The 14,774-nt window shown below is 71.7% G+C and carries 12 protein-coding genes and 1 pseudogene; 5 read left to right on the top strand and 8 right to left on the bottom strand.

Translation table 11 applies throughout. The features are described from left to right. The gene (locus C1N71_RS14695) at positions 1 to 1,524 is read left to right on the top strand and encodes a tripartite tricarboxylate transporter permease (protein ID WP_137757093.1); all 1,524 of its coding nucleotides are present in this window, start codon (positions 1 to 3) and stop codon (positions 1,522 to 1,524) included. A 310-nt stretch (positions 1,525 to 1,834) separates the two neighbouring features. Here C1N71_RS14695 and C1N71_RS14690 read toward each other — a convergent pair whose 3' ends face one another. The 4 genes from C1N71_RS14690 to C1N71_RS14675 form a co-directional block, all read right to left on the bottom strand. Next, a complete protein-coding gene (locus tag C1N71_RS14690; protein WP_137757092.1) occupies positions 1,835 to 2,188 on the bottom strand; it encodes an iron chaperone in 354 nt (117 codons plus the stop codon). An 82-nt stretch (positions 2,189 to 2,270) separates the two neighbouring features. Then, positions 2,271 to 3,395 (bottom strand): ElyC/SanA/YdcF family protein, encoded by a 1,125-nt coding sequence (locus tag C1N71_RS14685; protein ID WP_137757091.1) that lies wholly within the window; start codon positions 3,393 to 3,395, stop codon positions 2,271 to 2,273. Positions 3,396 to 3,505: 110 nt separating this feature from the next. After that, positions 3,506 to 5,419 carry an N-acetylglucosamine-specific PTS transporter subunit IIBC gene (gene nagE, locus C1N71_RS14680; RefSeq protein WP_137757090.1) on the bottom strand — a complete coding sequence of 638 codons (1,914 nt, stop codon included), beginning with the start codon at positions 5,417 to 5,419 and terminating at the stop codon, positions 3,506 to 3,508. 109 nt (positions 5,420 to 5,528) lie between these two features. Further along, positions 5,529 to 6,245: a GntR family transcriptional regulator gene (locus tag C1N71_RS14675; RefSeq protein ID WP_175414259.1), complete on the bottom strand. Its 717-nt coding sequence runs from the start codon at positions 6,243 to 6,245 to the stop codon at positions 5,529 to 5,531. Positions 6,246 to 6,388: 143 nt separating this feature from the next. Between C1N71_RS14675 and C1N71_RS14670 the strand changes: the two genes are divergently transcribed. Beyond that, complete coding sequence (locus C1N71_RS14670; RefSeq protein WP_137757088.1) at positions 6,389 to 7,231, top strand: HAD family hydrolase; 843 nt, start codon at positions 6,389 to 6,391, stop codon at positions 7,229 to 7,231. A 329-nt stretch (positions 7,232 to 7,560) separates the two neighbouring features. Here the strand turns inward: C1N71_RS14670 and C1N71_RS14665 are convergent, their stop codons facing one another. Next, entirely contained in the window at positions 7,561 to 10,098 is a 2,538-nt protein-coding gene (locus C1N71_RS14665) for an MMPL family transporter (RefSeq protein WP_137757087.1), read from the bottom strand. A 115-nt stretch (positions 10,099 to 10,213) separates the two neighbouring features. Between C1N71_RS14665 and C1N71_RS14660 the strand changes: the two genes are divergently transcribed. Beyond that, a complete protein-coding gene (locus tag C1N71_RS14660; protein WP_137757086.1) occupies positions 10,214 to 10,831 on the top strand; it encodes a TetR/AcrR family transcriptional regulator in 618 nt (205 codons plus the stop codon). A 341-nt stretch (positions 10,832 to 11,172) separates the two neighbouring features. Further along, positions 11,173 to 12,423 (top strand): annotated as a pseudogene (gene dnaB / locus C1N71_RS14655) (replicative DNA helicase); the annotation flags it as partial. Positions 12,424 to 12,539: 116 nt separating this feature from the next. Here the strand turns inward: dnaB and C1N71_RS14650 are convergent. The 3 genes from C1N71_RS14650 to C1N71_RS14640 form a co-directional block, all read right to left on the bottom strand. Next, positions 12,540 to 12,932, bottom strand: a complete 393-nt coding sequence (locus tag C1N71_RS14650) for a VOC family protein (RefSeq protein WP_137757084.1) — start codon at positions 12,930 to 12,932, stop codon at positions 12,540 to 12,542. Then, positions 12,932 to 13,765 (bottom strand): aldo/keto reductase, encoded by an 834-nt coding sequence (locus C1N71_RS14645; RefSeq protein WP_137757083.1) that lies wholly within the window; start codon positions 13,763 to 13,765, stop codon positions 12,932 to 12,934. The genes C1N71_RS14650 and C1N71_RS14645 overlap by 1 nt, the downstream gene beginning before the upstream one ends. A gap of 114 nt (positions 13,766 to 13,879) precedes the next feature. Continuing rightward, on the bottom strand, positions 13,880 to 14,158 hold the full coding sequence (locus C1N71_RS14640) for a Fe-S cluster assembly protein HesB (RefSeq protein WP_137757082.1): 279 nt from the start codon (positions 14,156 to 14,158) through the stop codon (positions 13,880 to 13,882). 222 nt (positions 14,159 to 14,380) lie between these two features. Here C1N71_RS14640 and C1N71_RS14635 point away from each other — a divergent pair, with 222 nt between their 5' ends. Then, positions 14,381 to 14,761 carry a YciI family protein gene (locus tag C1N71_RS14635; protein ID WP_137757081.1) on the top strand — a complete coding sequence of 127 codons (381 nt, stop codon included), beginning with the start codon at positions 14,381 to 14,383 and terminating at the stop codon, positions 14,759 to 14,761. The last annotated feature ends 13 nt before the right edge of the window (positions 14,762 to 14,774 follow it).

The raw sequence follows: 14,774 nt of genomic DNA, 5'->3' as shown, positions 1-14,774 counted from the left end.
ATGGACGTGCTCGGTCTCCTCGGCGAGGGATTCGCCGGCGCGCTGACGCCCGCCAACCTGCTGTGGGTCGTCGTCGGCTGCCTCCTCGGCACCGCCGTCGGCGTGCTGCCCGGCCTCGGATCGTCGATGGCGGTCGCGCTGCTGCTGCCCGTGACGTTCTCGCTCGACCCGACGGCGGCGTTCATCATGTTCGCCGGCGTCTACTTCGGCGGCCTCTTCGGCGACTCCACCATGGGCATCCTCATGAACACGCCGGGCCAGGCCTCGGCGATCGCGTCGACGTTCGAGGGCCACAAGATGGCGCTGCACGGTCGAGCGGCGCAGGCGCTCGCGACCGCGGCGATCGGTGCGTTCGTCGGCGGCATGGTCGCCTCGATCCTCGTCGTCTTCCTCGCGCCGGCGCTCGCGGCCTTCTCGACGAGCTTCGGCCCGGCCGAGTTCTTCGCGCTCGCGCTGTTCGCGTTCGTCACGACGTCGTCGGTCGTCACCGACGACGCGCTCAAGGGCCTCGGCTCCCTCTGCCTCGGGCTCGGCATCGCGGTCGTCGGCGTCGACGGCATCTCCGGCGCTCCGCGCTTCACGATGGGCGTGCCCGAGCTGTTCGACGGCATCTCGCTCGTCACGGTGACCGTCGCGATCCTCGCGCTCGGCGAGGTCATCTACGTCGCGTGCCTGGCTCGCCACCTGAAGGACGGCCAGATCGTGCAGCCCAAGGGCCGCCCGTGGCTGTCGCGGCGCGAGCTGCGCGAGGCGGCGCCCGCGTGGATGCGCGGCACGGTCATCGGCCTGCCGTTCGGCGTCGTGCCGGCGGGCGGCTCCGAGATCCCCACGTTCCTCGCCTACGGCCTGGAGAAGCGACTGGATGCCAGGCGCACGGACCCGCAGTTCGGCAAGGGCGCCATCCGCGGCCTCGCGGCGCCGGAGGCTGCCGGAAACTCGACGACGGGCATGGCGATGGGCGCGCTGCTCGCGCTCGGCCTGCCGGTCTCGGCCACGGCAGCGATCATGCTCGCGGCGTTCCGCCAGTACGGACTGCAGCCGGGGCCGCTGCTGTTCGACCGCTCGCCCGACCTGGTGTGGGCGCTGCTCGCGTCGTTCTTCATCGCCATGGTCGTGCTGCTCATCATCAACCTGCCGTTCGCGATGGTCTGGGCGAGGCTGCTGCGCATCCCGCGCGCGTACCTCTACGCGGGCATCGCGGTGTTCTGCGGGCTCGGCATCTACGCGACGAGCGGCTCGGTCTTCTCGCTGCTCATGCTGCTGGGCATCGGCATCGTCGGGTTCCTCATGCGAGCCCTCGACGTGCCGCTCGCGCCGCTCATCATCGGCATGGTGCTCGGCCCGCTCGCGGAGACGAGCCTGCGCGACGCGGCGCTCAGCGCCGACGGCGACTTCTCGACGCTCGTCGCCGGCCCGATCCCGATCGTGCTCTACGCGGTGCTGGCGATCGTGCTCGCGGTCACGGTGCGCAGCAAGGTCGTGGCCCGCCGCGCGGCGCGGAGGCGCGAGCTGGTCGACGCGTAGCGGGAGGGATCTCGGCGTCACGCCCGCTCGGTGAGGCGCGAGCGCAGCGAGCCTCGAAGCGAGCTCATCGAGGCGGGTGGTGCTCCTTTCGAGGCTCGCTTCGCTCGCACCTCAAGGAGCGGTGGAGGGATGGGGCTCGAGGAGGCCCCGAGCGCAGCGAGGAGCCGTCACGAGACCCCGTGACGTGCTCGCTCGGCGCGACCATGCGCGTGGCCGCGTGGCCGCGTGGGAGTGCCGGCCGCGTGATCCCGTGACGCGTGCTCGCCTGGCGGCTCGCGCGCTCCTCGACCGGTTGGATGGGAGTCGACCCCTACGACTCCGTCGCTCGTCTGGCCACGATCGCCCTCGCGATGCGCTCGACGAGGTCGACGGGCAGCTCCTGCGCGTGCATCAGCTGCACGGAGTCCTTGCCCGAGCGCAGCGGCGCGACCTCCGCCTCGAGGTCGTCGTCGAGCGTCGGCACGGGGTAGAGCCCGACGTGCCTCCGCCAGCCCGCGTAGTGGATGGCGTAGCGACCGCCGAGCATGACGGCGGCCATGTCGTAGCGCACGACCTCCTCGCCATCGGGCACCGCGCGCAGCAGCGCCTCGCGCACGAGCGTGAGTCGCTCGGCGATCTCCGGGGGGAAGGTCGCGATGTACGCGTCGACGTCGGCTGCGCTCATGGGACGAAGCGTGGCACTCGGGGGCGTCTCCGTCCAGGGGTGGCTGGGGCGGACCGCGGATGCCGCCGGCCCGCCCCTCGGCTCAGCGCTGCAGGCCGGGGAAGGCCCAGACGCCGGATGCGCGCAGCAGGTCGCGGTAGATGACCAGCTGCTCCTGCGGCGTGACCTCGGCCGCCTCCTCGGCGGAGTCGTAGTCCATCGCGACGACGTTCGTCAGGTCGTCGCCGGTGACCTCGAGCCCCATGGAGTCGCCGAGCGAGTCCGCGACCTCGTCGAAGATCGTGATCGCGCGGCGCATGTGCGACGCGCTCGAGATCACGGTGACCGCCTCGACGTCGTGATCGGCCGCGAGCCGCAGCGAGAAGAGGGCGTTCTCGACCGTGTCGGTCGCGAGGGCCTCCTGCACGATGCGGTCCTCGTCGACGCCCTGCTCGACGAGCCACTCGGTCATGGCGCTCGCCTCCGTGACCCCCTCCCGCGGCACGCCGCCGGAGACGATGAGCATCGAGTCCGGGTGCTGCTCGGCCGCGTCGAGCGCGACCTCGAGCCGGTCGACGAGCGTGGGCTCCATCGAGCCGTCGTCGGCGAGGGCGTAGCCGAGCACGACGAACGCGTGACCCTCGTCGGGGAGGTCCGACGGCACCTCCTCGTTCAGGACGAGCGAGGATGCCGCAGCGGCCGCGTCGAGCGCCGCGACGTCGTCGGCCGCGCGCTCGGGGTCGATGCGCTGCATCTCGGCGACGTGCTCGGCCGCGCCTGCGTCGTCGCCCGACGCACGGCTGTACGCGGCAGCGCGCAGGTGCGCGTCGTACGCATCCGGATCGATCGCGAGGATGCCGTCGAGCGTCGCGAGCGACGCCTCGACGTCGTCCTGCAGCAGCTGCGCCGACGCGAGCCCGTATCGCAGGTCGAGGTCGTACGGGTCGATCTCGACGGCTTGGCGCATCGCCGAGGCCACGACGTCGTAGTCGCCGTGCAGGGTGACGCCCTGGAAGAACTCCTCCTCGACCTCCGTGAGGTCGCCGCCGTTCCAGTAGTAGTGCATGGCGATGTCGGTGAGCGCGTCCACGCGCTCCGACGTGGGCGAGGCGTTGTCGACGGCGTCGAACAGCTCCTCGACGGTGGGATCGTCGCCGGCCGCCGGCTCGCTGCCGCCGGGATCGGTGCAGCCGACGAGCGCGATCGCGGTCGCCGCGACGAGGGGCACGGCGACGGCTGCGCGAAGGCCCCGCCTCCGATCGATTCGGGTGATGGTCGAGCCCATGCTCTGCTCTCTTCCTCTTCGGGTCGGGTGGGCGGGGCCTCCGCGCGCGTCGGCTACCGCAGTCGCAGCTCCGCGTCGCCGCCGTTCAGCAGGATCACGGGCGTCACGGTCGGATGTCCGGCGGCGCGGATGGCCTCCGGGTCGAACTCGATGAGCGGCGTGCCCTCGGTGACGGCGTCGCCGACCTCGACGAGGGTCGTGAAGCCCTGCCCCTGCATCTCGACGGTGTCGATGCCGACGTGCACGAGCAGCTCGGTGCCGTCGCCGAGCACCATCGCGACGGCGTGGCCGGTGGGGAAGACGTGCGCGACGGTGCCGTCGGCCGGGGCGACGACGACGGATCCGGTGGGCTCGATCGCGAGGCCGGGGCCCATGATGCCCTGGGCGAAGGTCGCGTCCGGCACCTGGGACAGCGGCACCACGCGCCCTTCGACCGGCTGGCGCACCGTGATGACGGTCGCCGTAGCGACGCCGCCGACGGTGGGAGCGGCGGACGCCTCGACGGCCTCCACCTCCGCCGGCGACGGGGGTGCGACGCGGCCGGCGATGAGGTCCTCCATCGCATCCTTCACGAACTGCACCTCGAGGCCGTAGATCACCTGCACCGAGCGGCCACCGGGCTTCATGACCCCCGCGGCGCCCGCGCGGCGGATGGCGACGTCGTCGACCTTCGACACGTCCGCGATCTCCATCCGCAGCCGCGTGGCGCAGTTGTCGAGCTCGAGCACGTTGTCCTTGCCGCCGAGGCCGGCGAGGATCGCGGCGGCCTGCGCGGTGAACCTCGTGGATCCCGTCGCACCGCCGAGGTCCTCGGTCTCCTCGTCCTCGCGGCCGGGGGTCTTGAGGTCGAAGCGCTTGATGAGGACGTAGAAGACCGCGAAGTAGATGCCGAACCACGCGGCGCCCATGACGAAGATCATCCACGGGTTCTGCGCGAGCGGGTTCACCCAGCCGAGCACGAGGTCGATGAAGCCGCCGGAGAAGCCGAAGCCCATGCGCACCGGCAGGATGGCGCTCACGGCGAGCGAGATGCCCGTGAAGATCGCGTGCACGACGTACAGCCACGGCGCGAGGAACATGAAGGCGAACTCGAGCGGCTCGGTGACGCCGACGAAGAACGACGCGAACGCGCCCGACAGCAGGATGCCGGCCGTCACCTTGCGGCGCGTGGTCTTGGCCGTGAGGTACATCGCGAGGGCCGCGCCCGGCAGGCCGAACATCATGATGGGGAAGAAGCCCGTCATGTACTGGCCGGTGACGCCGTACGTGCCGGTGTCGTTCAGGAAGTTGCCGAGGTCGTTGATGCCGGCGACGTCGAACCAGAACACGGCGTTGAGCGCGTGGTGCAGGCCGAGGGGGATGAGCAGGCGGTTGAAGAAGCCGTAGAGGCCGGCGCCGACGGGGCCGAGCCCCACCATCCACTCGCCGAGGGCGACGAGGCCGCCGAAGAGCACGGGCCACACGAAGTACAGCACGACGGCGACGACGAGCGACGCGCCCGCCGTGACGATGGCGACCGACCGCTTGCCCGAGAAGAACGAGAGCGCGGCCGGGAGCTGCACGTCCTTGAACCTGTCGTAGCAGAGCGCGCCGATGAGGCCGCAGAGGATGCCGACGAAGGCGTTCTGGATGCGCGTGAAGCCGAGGTCGACGTCCTCGGCCGCGACGCCCTGGAACATGGCGACGGTGTCGGGGCTCAGCAGCCGCGTGACGACGAGGTACGACACGAGGCCGGCGAGCGCCGCGGTGCCGTCGGGCTTCGACGCCATGCCGATCGCGACGCCGATCGCGAAGAGCAGCGGGAGGTTGTCGAGCAGGGCGCCGCCCGCGGCGGTGAAGAACGCCTGGACGACGTTCTCGCCCGCGGTGTTCTGGATCCAGTACCCGATGCCGGAGAGGATCGCCGCGACGGGCAGGACGGCGACGGGCAGCATGAGCGACTTGCCGAGCCTCTGGAAGAACTTCATGGTGCGACTCCATGGGAGGGGGAGAGGGATTGCAGGGACTCTACCCGGGAACCCCCCACTGGTCTAGACCACGATGCGACGCGGTCCAGGTGCTGCGATGCAGCGTGCGTCAGCCGAGCGGCAGCGTGAGCCGCTCGGCGAGCGGGAACGTCAGCTGGTAGCGATCGGCGGGGAACGTCGCACGCGAGTACTCGATGGGCACGCCGTCAGACACCGCGGTGCGCGACAGCCGCAGCACGGGATACGTCGGCGCGATCTCGAGCACCTCGACCTCCTCGGGGCTCGGCAGCGCCGCCGTCACGACCTCCACGCCCTCCGTCGGCAGCAGGTCGAGCCGTTCGAGGAGCTCGTAGAGACTGCCCTCGGCAGCGTGCCGGTCGAGCTGCGGCACGAGCGCGACCGGCAGCCACGCGTCCTCGAGCGCGAGTGGACGGTCGTCGCCGAGTCGCAGGCGGCGCAGATGCACGGTCTCGGCGTCGTCGTCGAGGCCCAGGTGCGCCGAGACCTCCGCCGGTCGCTCGGTGCTGCGCGCGTACGACAGCACGCGCGTCTCGGGGCGCATGCCGTGCTCGCGCACGGCGCTCGCGAACGAGCGCAGCCGCACCTGCAGCGCGACGGGCGGCGCGAGCCGCTCGGAGCCGACGCCGCGCCGCGTGCGCACGAGCCCCTCGCGCTCGAGCACGTCGATCGCGGCCCGCACCGTCATGCGCGCGACGCCGAGCCGAGCGGCGAGCGAGCGCTCGGAGGGCAGCAGCTCGCCGGGCGCGAGCGCCGAGGCGAGCGCGCGCACGCCCTCGAGCGCCGTCGTGCCGCTGTCCCGTGCCATGCCGACAGCATCCCATCCGCGCCGCCGACCGTGCCCCGCGCGGCGTCGCATGGGACGATGGATGCCAGACCACGCCGCTGCGACGGAGCACGCGCACCTCGGGCCATCCCGGCCCATCGACCGCAGCCAGGAGCCGCATCCGCATGACGACGACCGACGCCCACGCCATCGCGCACCCCTTCGACGACGCCGACATCCGCCTCATCGTGAGCGACATGGACGGCACGCTGCTCGACGAGCGCGGCGCGGTGCCCGAGCGGCTGTGGGGGCAGCTCGAGCGGCTGCGCGAGCGCGGCATCGTCTTCGCACCCGCGAGCGGCAGGCAGTACGCGGCCCTGCACCGATTGTTCGAGCGGGCGATCGACGGCATGTGCGTCATCGCCGACAACGGCTCGATCGTCGTGCAGGACGGCGAGGTGCTCTCGTCGGTGACCCTCGAGCGCGACGGGGTCGCGGCGATCGTGCGCACGCTGCGGCAGCTCGCCGCCGACGGCGCCGACCTCGGCGTCGTGCTCTGCGGCCGGCACGGCGCGGCCGTCGAGCGCGGCGACGAGCGCTTCCTCGCGGAGGCGGGCGAGTACTTCGCCGACATCGCGGTCGTCGACGACCTGCTCGCGCACGACGACGAGGTGCTGAAGCTCGCGGTGCTCGACTTCCACGACCCCGCCGCGGTGGCCGCGGGGCTCTCGGCCTTCCAGGCGACGCACCAGATCGTCGTCTCCAGCGACCGCTGGGTCGACGTCATGTCCCACGACGTCGACAAGGGCGTCGCGGTGCGCGCGCTGCAGCGGCGCCTCGGCGTCACGCCCGCGCAGACCGCCGTGTTCGGCGACTTCCTCAACGACCTGCAGATGCTCGACGCCGCCGAGCACTCGTTCGCGATGGCCAACGCGCATCCCACCGTCGCCCAGCGCGCCCGGCACCGCGCCGGCTCCAACGTCGAGCACGGCGTCGTCGAGGCGATCGAGCGACTCCTCGCGCGCTGATCCCGCGTCCGCCCGCGGGCCGCGCGGCGGTGCGATCCCCTCGACCGCTCCGTGAGGTGCGAGCGGAGCGAGCCTCGAAGGAAGCCCGCCGACTCGTGGGGCCTCTCGAGGCTCGCTGCGCCCGCCGGGCGTCCACCCACCAGCTGGTCGAGGGGCGCGCGGTGCGATCCCCTCGACCGCTCCGTGAGGTGCGAGCGGAGCGAGCCTCGAAGGGAGCCCACCGACTCGTGGGGGCCTCTCGAGGCTCGCAGCGCTCGCGGCTCGAGCATCGAGGACGGCGAATGCCACGAAGGGCCCCGACCATCAGGTCGGGGCCCTTCGCGCGTGCGTCAGTCCTTGGTCGGCGCCGAGCACACCTCGGCGGCGGCGAGCTCCGCCGTCGTCGGATGCGGCGTGCGACCGGCGTCGCGCTCGAGGCTCGAGCCCTCGACGTCGACGTTCGGCAGGATGCGGTCGAGCCAGCGCGGGATCCACCACGCCGAGCGGCCCAGCAGGTGCATCGCGGCGGGGATGAGCAGCATGCGCACGACGAACGCGTCGAACAGCACGCCGATCGCCAGGCCGAACCCGAACGGCCGCACCATCGCCATGTGCGAGAAGACGAAGCCGCCGAAGACGCTGATCATGATGATCGCCGCCGCCGTGACGACCGGCGCGCCGTTCCGCAGCCCGACGACGACCGCCTCCTTCGCGCGCGAGCCGTGCACGAACGCCTCGCGCATGCCCGAGACGAGGAAGAGCTGGTAGTCCATCGCGAGGCCGAAGAGCACGCCGGTGACGACGACGGGTGCGAAGCTCAGCACGGGACCCGGGTCGTGGACGCCGAAGACCTCGCCGAGCCAGCCCCACTGGTAGACCGCGGTGACGGCGCCGAGCGCGGCGAACAGCGACAGCGCGAAGCCGGCCGTCGCGATGAGCGGCACGAGGATCGATCGGAAGACGACGAGCAGGATGAGGAACGACAGCCCGATGACGATCGCGACGTAGGCAGGCAGCGCATCGCCGATCGTCTCCGACAGGTCGATGTTGCCGCTCGCGGTGCCCGCGACGCCGTACGACGCGACGCCGTCGATCGGCTGGAGGTCGCGCAGCTCGTGGACGAGCCGCTCGGTCGAGACGCTCGCGGGACCCTCGGCGGGCACGAGCTGGAAGACGATGAAGTCGTCGTCCTCGCCGACGCCGACCGGTGCGACGCCCTCGACGTCGTCGACGCCCATGAGCTGCTCGACGATCGCCGCCTCGGTCGTCACGACCTCGTCGTCGGCCATCGGCGCATCGAGCCTCGCGGACACGACGAGCGGGCCATTGAGGCCCTCGCCGAACTCGCGCGCGGTCGTCTGGTACGCGGCGTACTGCGTCGAGTCCTGCGGCTCGGCCGAGCCGTCGGGCAGGCCGAGTCGCATCGACAGCGCAGGGATGGCGATGACGGCGAGCGCGGCGACCGCGAGCACGACGCGCAGCACGGCGACCCCCGAGCGCATGGGCGTCGGATGCGCGACCTCGGCCGGCGCGGACTGCACCGTGCGCCGCTCCTTCCGCGTCAGCACCCGCATCCCCATCAGCGAGAGCGCGGCGGGCGTGAGCGAGACGGCGATCATCACGGCGACGGCGACGCACCATGCGCCGACGGACCCCATCACGCCGAGGAAGCCGATGCCGGTGACGTTGAGCGCGAGCAGCGCGATGACGACCGTCGAGCCGGCGAAGAGCACCGCCGTGCCCGAGGTGCCGTTCGCGAGGGCGATCGACTCGCGCACCTCGAGGCCGCGCCGCAGCTGCGTCCGATGGCGGTTGACGATGAAGAGCGTGTAGTCGATGCCGACCGCGAGGCCCAGCATCACGCCGAGGACGGGCGTGATCGACGTCATCTCGACGACGCTCGAGAGCGCGAGCGCCGTCGTGACGCCGACGCCGATGCCGATGAGCGACGCGACGATCGGCAGCATCGCGGGCAGCAGCGCCCGCAGCATGACGAGGAGCACGATCGCCGCGACGACGACGCCGATGATCTCCGCAGGGCCGACGAGGTCGTTGACGTTGTTCGTCAGCTCCGCCGAGGCGTCGACGGTGACGCCGGGGATGTCCGCACCCTCGATGGCCTCGACGATGGCCGTCTTGTCCTCGGCCGGCACCTCGTAGGCGCTCGTCGTGAACTGGATGACGGCGATGGCGGCGCTGTCGTCGCTCGAGACGAACTGCAGCGCGTCCGCCGCCTGCAGCAGCGTCTCGCCGGCCTCGAGCTGCGTCTGCCCGGCGTCGAGCTGCGCCTGGCCGTCGTCGAGCTGCGCCTGCTGGTCGTCGAGCTGCTGCTGCCCGGCCTCGAGCTGCGCCAGCTGCCCCTGCAGCTGTGCCTCGAGCGGCGTGCCCGCCGCCTGCGCGAGCGCCGCGTCGAGCTGCTCACGGCTCGCGTCGAGCTCGGCCTGGCCGGCGTCGAGCTGCTGCTGGCCCGCATCCAGCTCCGCCTGGCTCGACGCGAGCTGCGCGGCGGACGCCTCGAGCTGCGACTCCTGATCGGCGCGCTGCTGCTCGGTCGTGAAGGGGTCGACGGTCGCCTCCACCGAGTCGGTCTCGCCGATCCGCTCGAGCAGGTCGGCGATGTCCGCGCGCTGCTCGTCGGTGAACGCGGAGCCGTCGTCGGTCGAGAAGACGACGTTCGCGGTGCCGGTGCTCTGGCCGCCGAGCTCGTCGGCGATCTCGTCGCCCACCTGCTGCGTCTGCGTGCCGGGGATCGTGACGTTCGTGGCGAGCGTGCCGCCGAACGCGAGGAAGGCGGCGACGCCGCCGCCGAGCAGCACGAGCCACGCGACGATCACGACCCAGGCGCGGCGTGCGGCGAAGCGCCCCAGGCGGGCGAGGAGGAGAGCCATGGATGCCTTTCGACGGCGAGGCGGGAGCGGTCGGCACGACGTCGGGCCGAGTCGATGCTAACCGACAGTTGTCGGAGAATCGACACCTGTCGGATTCCCATGGCATCCTCGAAGGATGGATCCGCGGATCGCGCGCACGCGCGGCAGCCTGCAGCAGGCGCTGCTCGCGCTCGCTCGCGAGCAGCCGCTCGATGCGATCTCGGTCGCCGACATCGCCGCGCGCGCCGGCGTGCACCGCTCGAGCTTCTACCAGCACTACGCCGACAAGGAGACGCTGCTCGCCGACGCGATCGACGCCGCCGTCGACGACGCCGCCGAGCGCTCGCGGGCGACCGAGCTCGCTCGTGGCGCCGCCGACCTGCCCGACGAGGAGCAGATCCTGCGCACCCTCGAGACGTTCCTCGAGCACGCGAGCGCCAACGCGTCGCTCTTCCGCCGCGTGCTCGGCCCGCATGGCTCGGCGCTCGCGACGGCGCGCATGCGCGACCGCATCGACGCCATCGTGCGCGAGGGCGTCGAGCGTGCGCGCGGCACCGGCTCGGTGCCGACGACCGACGTGCCCGTCGACCTCGAGGTCGCCGCGGTGTCGGGTGCAGCGATCGCGGTCGTCGGCCAGTGGCTGCACATGCGCCCGCGACCCGCTCCCGAGCAGGCCGCGACGTGGATCTGGACCCTGCTGTCCACATCCCTCATCCCCACCCACGCTGCGACGAGAAGTCTCGACGTGCACTGAAGGTGGATTTCCACCCCTCACCTGTGGAAATGGAAACGACCGGTCAGATGGTGGTATTCGCACTCTCGCCGAGAACTCGCCACAGGGTTGTCCACAGGCATCCGCCGGATGTGGGTGGTTCCGCCCATGGTTGTCCACACCTCGTCCACAGGCGCACCGCGTGTCGTCAACAGGGTCGGCTTGGTCGGCCGAGCACGCGGCTCCTATGGTGACGAGGTTCGTGTCGATCGAGCAGGAGCGGAGGGGCAGTGACCGACGTCGCAGAGCTCGGTACCGAGGAGTACCGACGCGATCGCACCCCGCCGCACGACGTGCTCGCCGAGCAGTCCGCGCTCGGCGGCATGATGCTCTCGAAGGACGCGATCGCCGACTGCATCGAGGTCGTGCGGGGCCCCGACTTCTACCTGCCGAAGCACGAGGTCGTCTACGAGGCCATCCTCTCGCTCTACTCGCATGGCGAGCCGGCCGACGTCATCGCCGTGTCCGACGAGCTCACGAAGGCGGGCCAGCTCTCGCGCGTCGGCGGCATCGAGTACCTCTACTCGCTCACGTCGGTCGTGCCGACCGCGGCGAACGCCGGCTACTACGCGACGATCGTCGCAGAGAAGGCCGTGCTGCGCCGGCTCGTCGAGGCGGGCACGCGCATCGTGCAGATGGGCTACGCCTCCGAGGGCGAGGTCGTCGACCTCGTGAACAACGCGCAGGCCGAGGTCTACGCCGTGAACGGCGGCCAGCAGTCCGAGGACTACGTGCCGCTGTCGGTCGCGATGGTGTCGGCGATCGAGGAGATCGAGGCGGCGAAGGGCCTCGACGGGCAGATGACGGGCGTGCCCACGGGCTTCCGCCAGCTCGACGAGCTCACGAACGGCTTCCATCCCGGCCAGCTCATCATCGTCGCCGCGCGCCCCGGCTTCGGCAAGTCGACGATCGCGCTCGACTTCTCGCGCGCCGCCGCGATCAAGAACGACGTGCCGACCTGCTTCTTCTCGCTCGAGATGTCGAAGTCCGAGATCGCGATGAAGCTGCTCTCGGCCGAGTCGAGCATCCACCACCACAAGATGCGCAAGGGCACGATCGAGTCGCGCGACTGGACGACGCTCGCGCAGGTGCGCGGCCGCATCAACGACGCGCCGCTCTACATCGACGACAGCCCCAACCTCACGCTCGTCGAGATCCGCGCGAAGTGCCGCCGCCTCAAGCAGCAGATCGGCCTCGGCATGGTCGTCGTCGACTACCTGCAGCTCATGACGAGCGGCAAGAAGGTCGAGTCGCGCCAGCAGGAGGTCTCGGAGTTCTCCCGCTCGCTCAAGCTCCTCGCGAAGGAGCTGCAGGTGCCGGTCATCGCGCTGTCGCAGCTGAACCGCGGCCCCGAGCAGCGTGCAGACAAGAAGCCCGCCGTCTCCGACCTCCGCGAGTCGGGATCGCTCGAGCAGGACGCCGACATGGTGATCCTGCTGCACCGCGAGGATGCCTACGCGCCCGACATCCGTCCCGGCGAGGCCGACATCATCGTGGGCAAGCACCGAGGCGGACCGACGGCGACGATCGCCGTGTCGTTCCAGGGCCACCTCGCGCGCTTCGTCGACATGGCGAGCGACGCGCCCTCGTTCGGCGGCGCCTCCGCGATGCCGCCGGCCGCGCAGCCCGGTGGCATCGGTGCCCCGCCGCCCACGGGCGGCTTCGGCGCTCCGCCGCCCACCGGCGGCTTCTAGCCGCTCGCCTCCCGCGCCACGGCGGCGACCCGCTGCTCGACGAGGCCCACGAGGTTGCCCTCGGTGTCGCGCACGAACGCCTGCCACTCGTCGGTGCCGGCCGGTCCGAGCGTCGCGTCGGCGTGGGAGAAGATGACATGCGGTGCCGTGTGCTCCGCGCCGCCGGCGGCGATCGCCCGCGTGAGCGCGGCATCCACGTCGTCGACGCCGAGGTACACGAGCGCGGAGGGCGCGCCGTGCTCGAGGAGGAGGCGCACGCCTCCGAGGTCGAAGAAGACCAAGCCCGGCGGATCGTACGTGGCGACCGGGCCGCCACCCAGCACGGCCGAGTACCACGCGGTCGCCCGGGCGAGATCCTCGGCGCGTTGCGCCACCTGCACGAGCGCCATCACATCTCCTCGTGCCGCTCCGGGTCGCCATCCCAGAGGCGGCCGCGCGCGAGCGACGAGATGGCGCGCAGCTCGGCGTCGTCGAGCGTGAAGCCGAACACGTCGGCGTTCTCGCGCTGCCGCTCGGCGCTCGACGACTTCGGGATCGGCGTCGAGCCGAGCTGCGTGTGCCAGCGCAGCACGGCCTGCGTCGGCGTCACGCCGTGCGTCGCCGCGACGTCGACGACGATGCGCTCGGTGAGCAGCTCGCTGCGTCGCGCGAGCGGGCTCCACGACTCGGTGCGGATGCCGTGCTCGGCGTGGAACGCGCGCAGGTTCGCCTGCGGGAAGTAGGGGTGCAGCTCGACCTGGTTCACCGCGGGCATCACGCCGGTCGCGTCGGCGACGCGCACGAGCATCTCCTCGGTGAAGTTCGACACGCCCACCGAGCCGATGACGCCCTCGTCGCGCAGCGCGACGAGGGTGGCGAAGGTCTCGACGTAGCGGTCGACCGACGGGTTCGGCCAGTGGATGAGGTGCAGGTCGATGCGGTCGAGGCCGAGCCGCTCGAGCGAGCCGTCGACGCTGCGGCGCGTCTCGTCGGTGCCGTGGTCGCGGCCGGGCACCTTCGACGTGACGAGGATCGCGTCGCGCGGCACGCCGCCGTCGCGGATCGCACGCCCCACCTCCTCCTCGTTGCCGTAGTTCACGGCGGTGTCGAGCAGCCGGTAGCCGACGTCGAGCGCCGAACGGATCGCGGCGACGCCCTCCTCGCCGTCGAGCTTGTAGGTGCCGAGGCCGAGCTCGGGGAAGGCGGTGCCGTCGGCGAGCGGCACGGTGGGGATCGTGAGCATGCCCCCATGCTGTCGCGTCGAGCGATCGCGCGACAGGGGTCGCGCATCCGTGTCCACCGCGCACGCGAACGGGGCGCCGACCGGATGGTCGGCGCCCCGCAGGCGTGGATCGCGTCAGCCCTGCTGCGCGATGGTGAAGGTGACGCGGCCCTGGTCGTCGGGCGCGGCGTCGAGCACCTTGTCCGCCAGCTGCGTCGTGGCGACGTCGTCGAGGAAGACGCGCGCGCCGGATGCGTCGAGCACCTGGTCGCCCTCGCTCGGGGCGGGTGCGACGCCGACGTTCAGCTGGTCGCCACCGGCGGCGCTGATGCGCAGGCCTCCGGTGTCGGCGACGTCGGACTGGCCGACGATGCCGGTGATGACGGTCTGGGCGGTCTCGGTCAGGGTGAGCATGGATGCTCCTCTCGGATCGCGAGCACGCCACGATGCCGAGATCCTGCGCCGGATGCAACCTCCGCGCGCACCCCTCGGGCGTGTCGGATCCGACCTCTCGCGCGACGGACCGCGGATCGCGCGCGTACGCTGCTGCTCGTCGTCGGCGCGACGATCGGCGTCGGGCGAGCCGTGTCGAATGCGGAGCCGCTCGTGCGTCTCCACGATGACCAGGAGGTGCACATGGCGCAGTACGCGTTCATCGTCCGTCATCGAGGGTGGGACTCGGATCGCTTCATGCCAGGAGGCGAGGCGTTCGGATCGGATCCCGACGAAGACGGCCAGCAGGCCAGGTTCGCGAGCATCGTCCGCGCGCTCGGCAGCCGCATCGATCAGGCGATCGTGCTCCAGCGATCCGACCACGGCGGCGTCGTCCGCGGCGGTGGTCCGGATCGCGAGGGCGAGGCCGTCTTCACCGACGGCGCGTCGATCGAGCTGACCGAGCACGTCGCGGGCATCTACCTCATCGATGCAGCCGACGATCGGGCGGCAGCGGCGATCGCCGCGAGCGTGCCGGTCGCCGGCGGATCGGTGGAGTGGCGAAGGGTGTTCCCGCTCGACTGACGGCGGCACGCCG

The organism is Agrococcus sp. SGAir0287 (assembly GCF_005484985.1).
In the GTDB taxonomy this organism is placed as follows: Bacteria; Actinomycetota; Actinomycetes; order Actinomycetales; family Microbacteriaceae; genus Agrococcus.
The sequence above is the reverse complement of the archived record's forward strand: the minus strand, read 5'-3'. Positions and strand labels throughout refer to the sequence as shown.

Bases quoted from the DNA above. Each gene is read 5' to 3' on its own strand.
- C1N71_RS14695 (WP_137757093.1), top strand. From the start codon at position 1: ATGGACGTGCTCGGTCTCCTCGGCGAGGGATTCGCCGGCGCGCTGACG.
- C1N71_RS14690 (WP_137757092.1), bottom strand. From the start codon at position 2,188: ATGAGCGCAGCCGACGTCGACGCGTACATCGCGACCTTCCCCCCGGAG.
- nagE (WP_137757090.1), bottom strand. From the start codon at position 5,419: ATGAAGTTCTTCCAGAGGCTCGGCAAGTCGCTCATGCTGCCCGTCGCC.
- C1N71_RS14675 (WP_175414259.1), bottom strand. From the start codon at position 6,245: ATGGCACGGGACAGCGGCACGACGGCGCTCGAGGGCGTGCGCGCGCTC.
- C1N71_RS14670 (WP_137757088.1), top strand. From the start codon at position 6,389: ATGACGACGACCGACGCCCACGCCATCGCGCACCCCTTCGACGACGCC.
- C1N71_RS14665 (WP_137757087.1), bottom strand. From the start codon at position 10,098: ATGGCTCTCCTCCTCGCCCGCCTGGGGCGCTTCGCCGCACGCCGCGCC.
- C1N71_RS14660 (WP_137757086.1), top strand. From the start codon at position 10,214: ATGGATCCGCGGATCGCGCGCACGCGCGGCAGCCTGCAGCAGGCGCTG.
- C1N71_RS14650 (WP_137757084.1), bottom strand. From the start codon at position 12,932: ATGGCGCTCGTGCAGGTGGCGCAACGCGCCGAGGATCTCGCCCGGGCG.
- C1N71_RS14645 (WP_137757083.1), bottom strand. From the start codon at position 13,765: ATGCTCACGATCCCCACCGTGCCGCTCGCCGACGGCACCGCCTTCCCC.
- C1N71_RS14640 (WP_137757082.1), bottom strand. From the start codon at position 14,158: ATGCTCACCCTGACCGAGACCGCCCAGACCGTCATCACCGGCATCGTC.
- C1N71_RS14635 (WP_137757081.1), top strand. From the start codon at position 14,381: ATGGCGCAGTACGCGTTCATCGTCCGTCATCGAGGGTGGGACTCGGAT.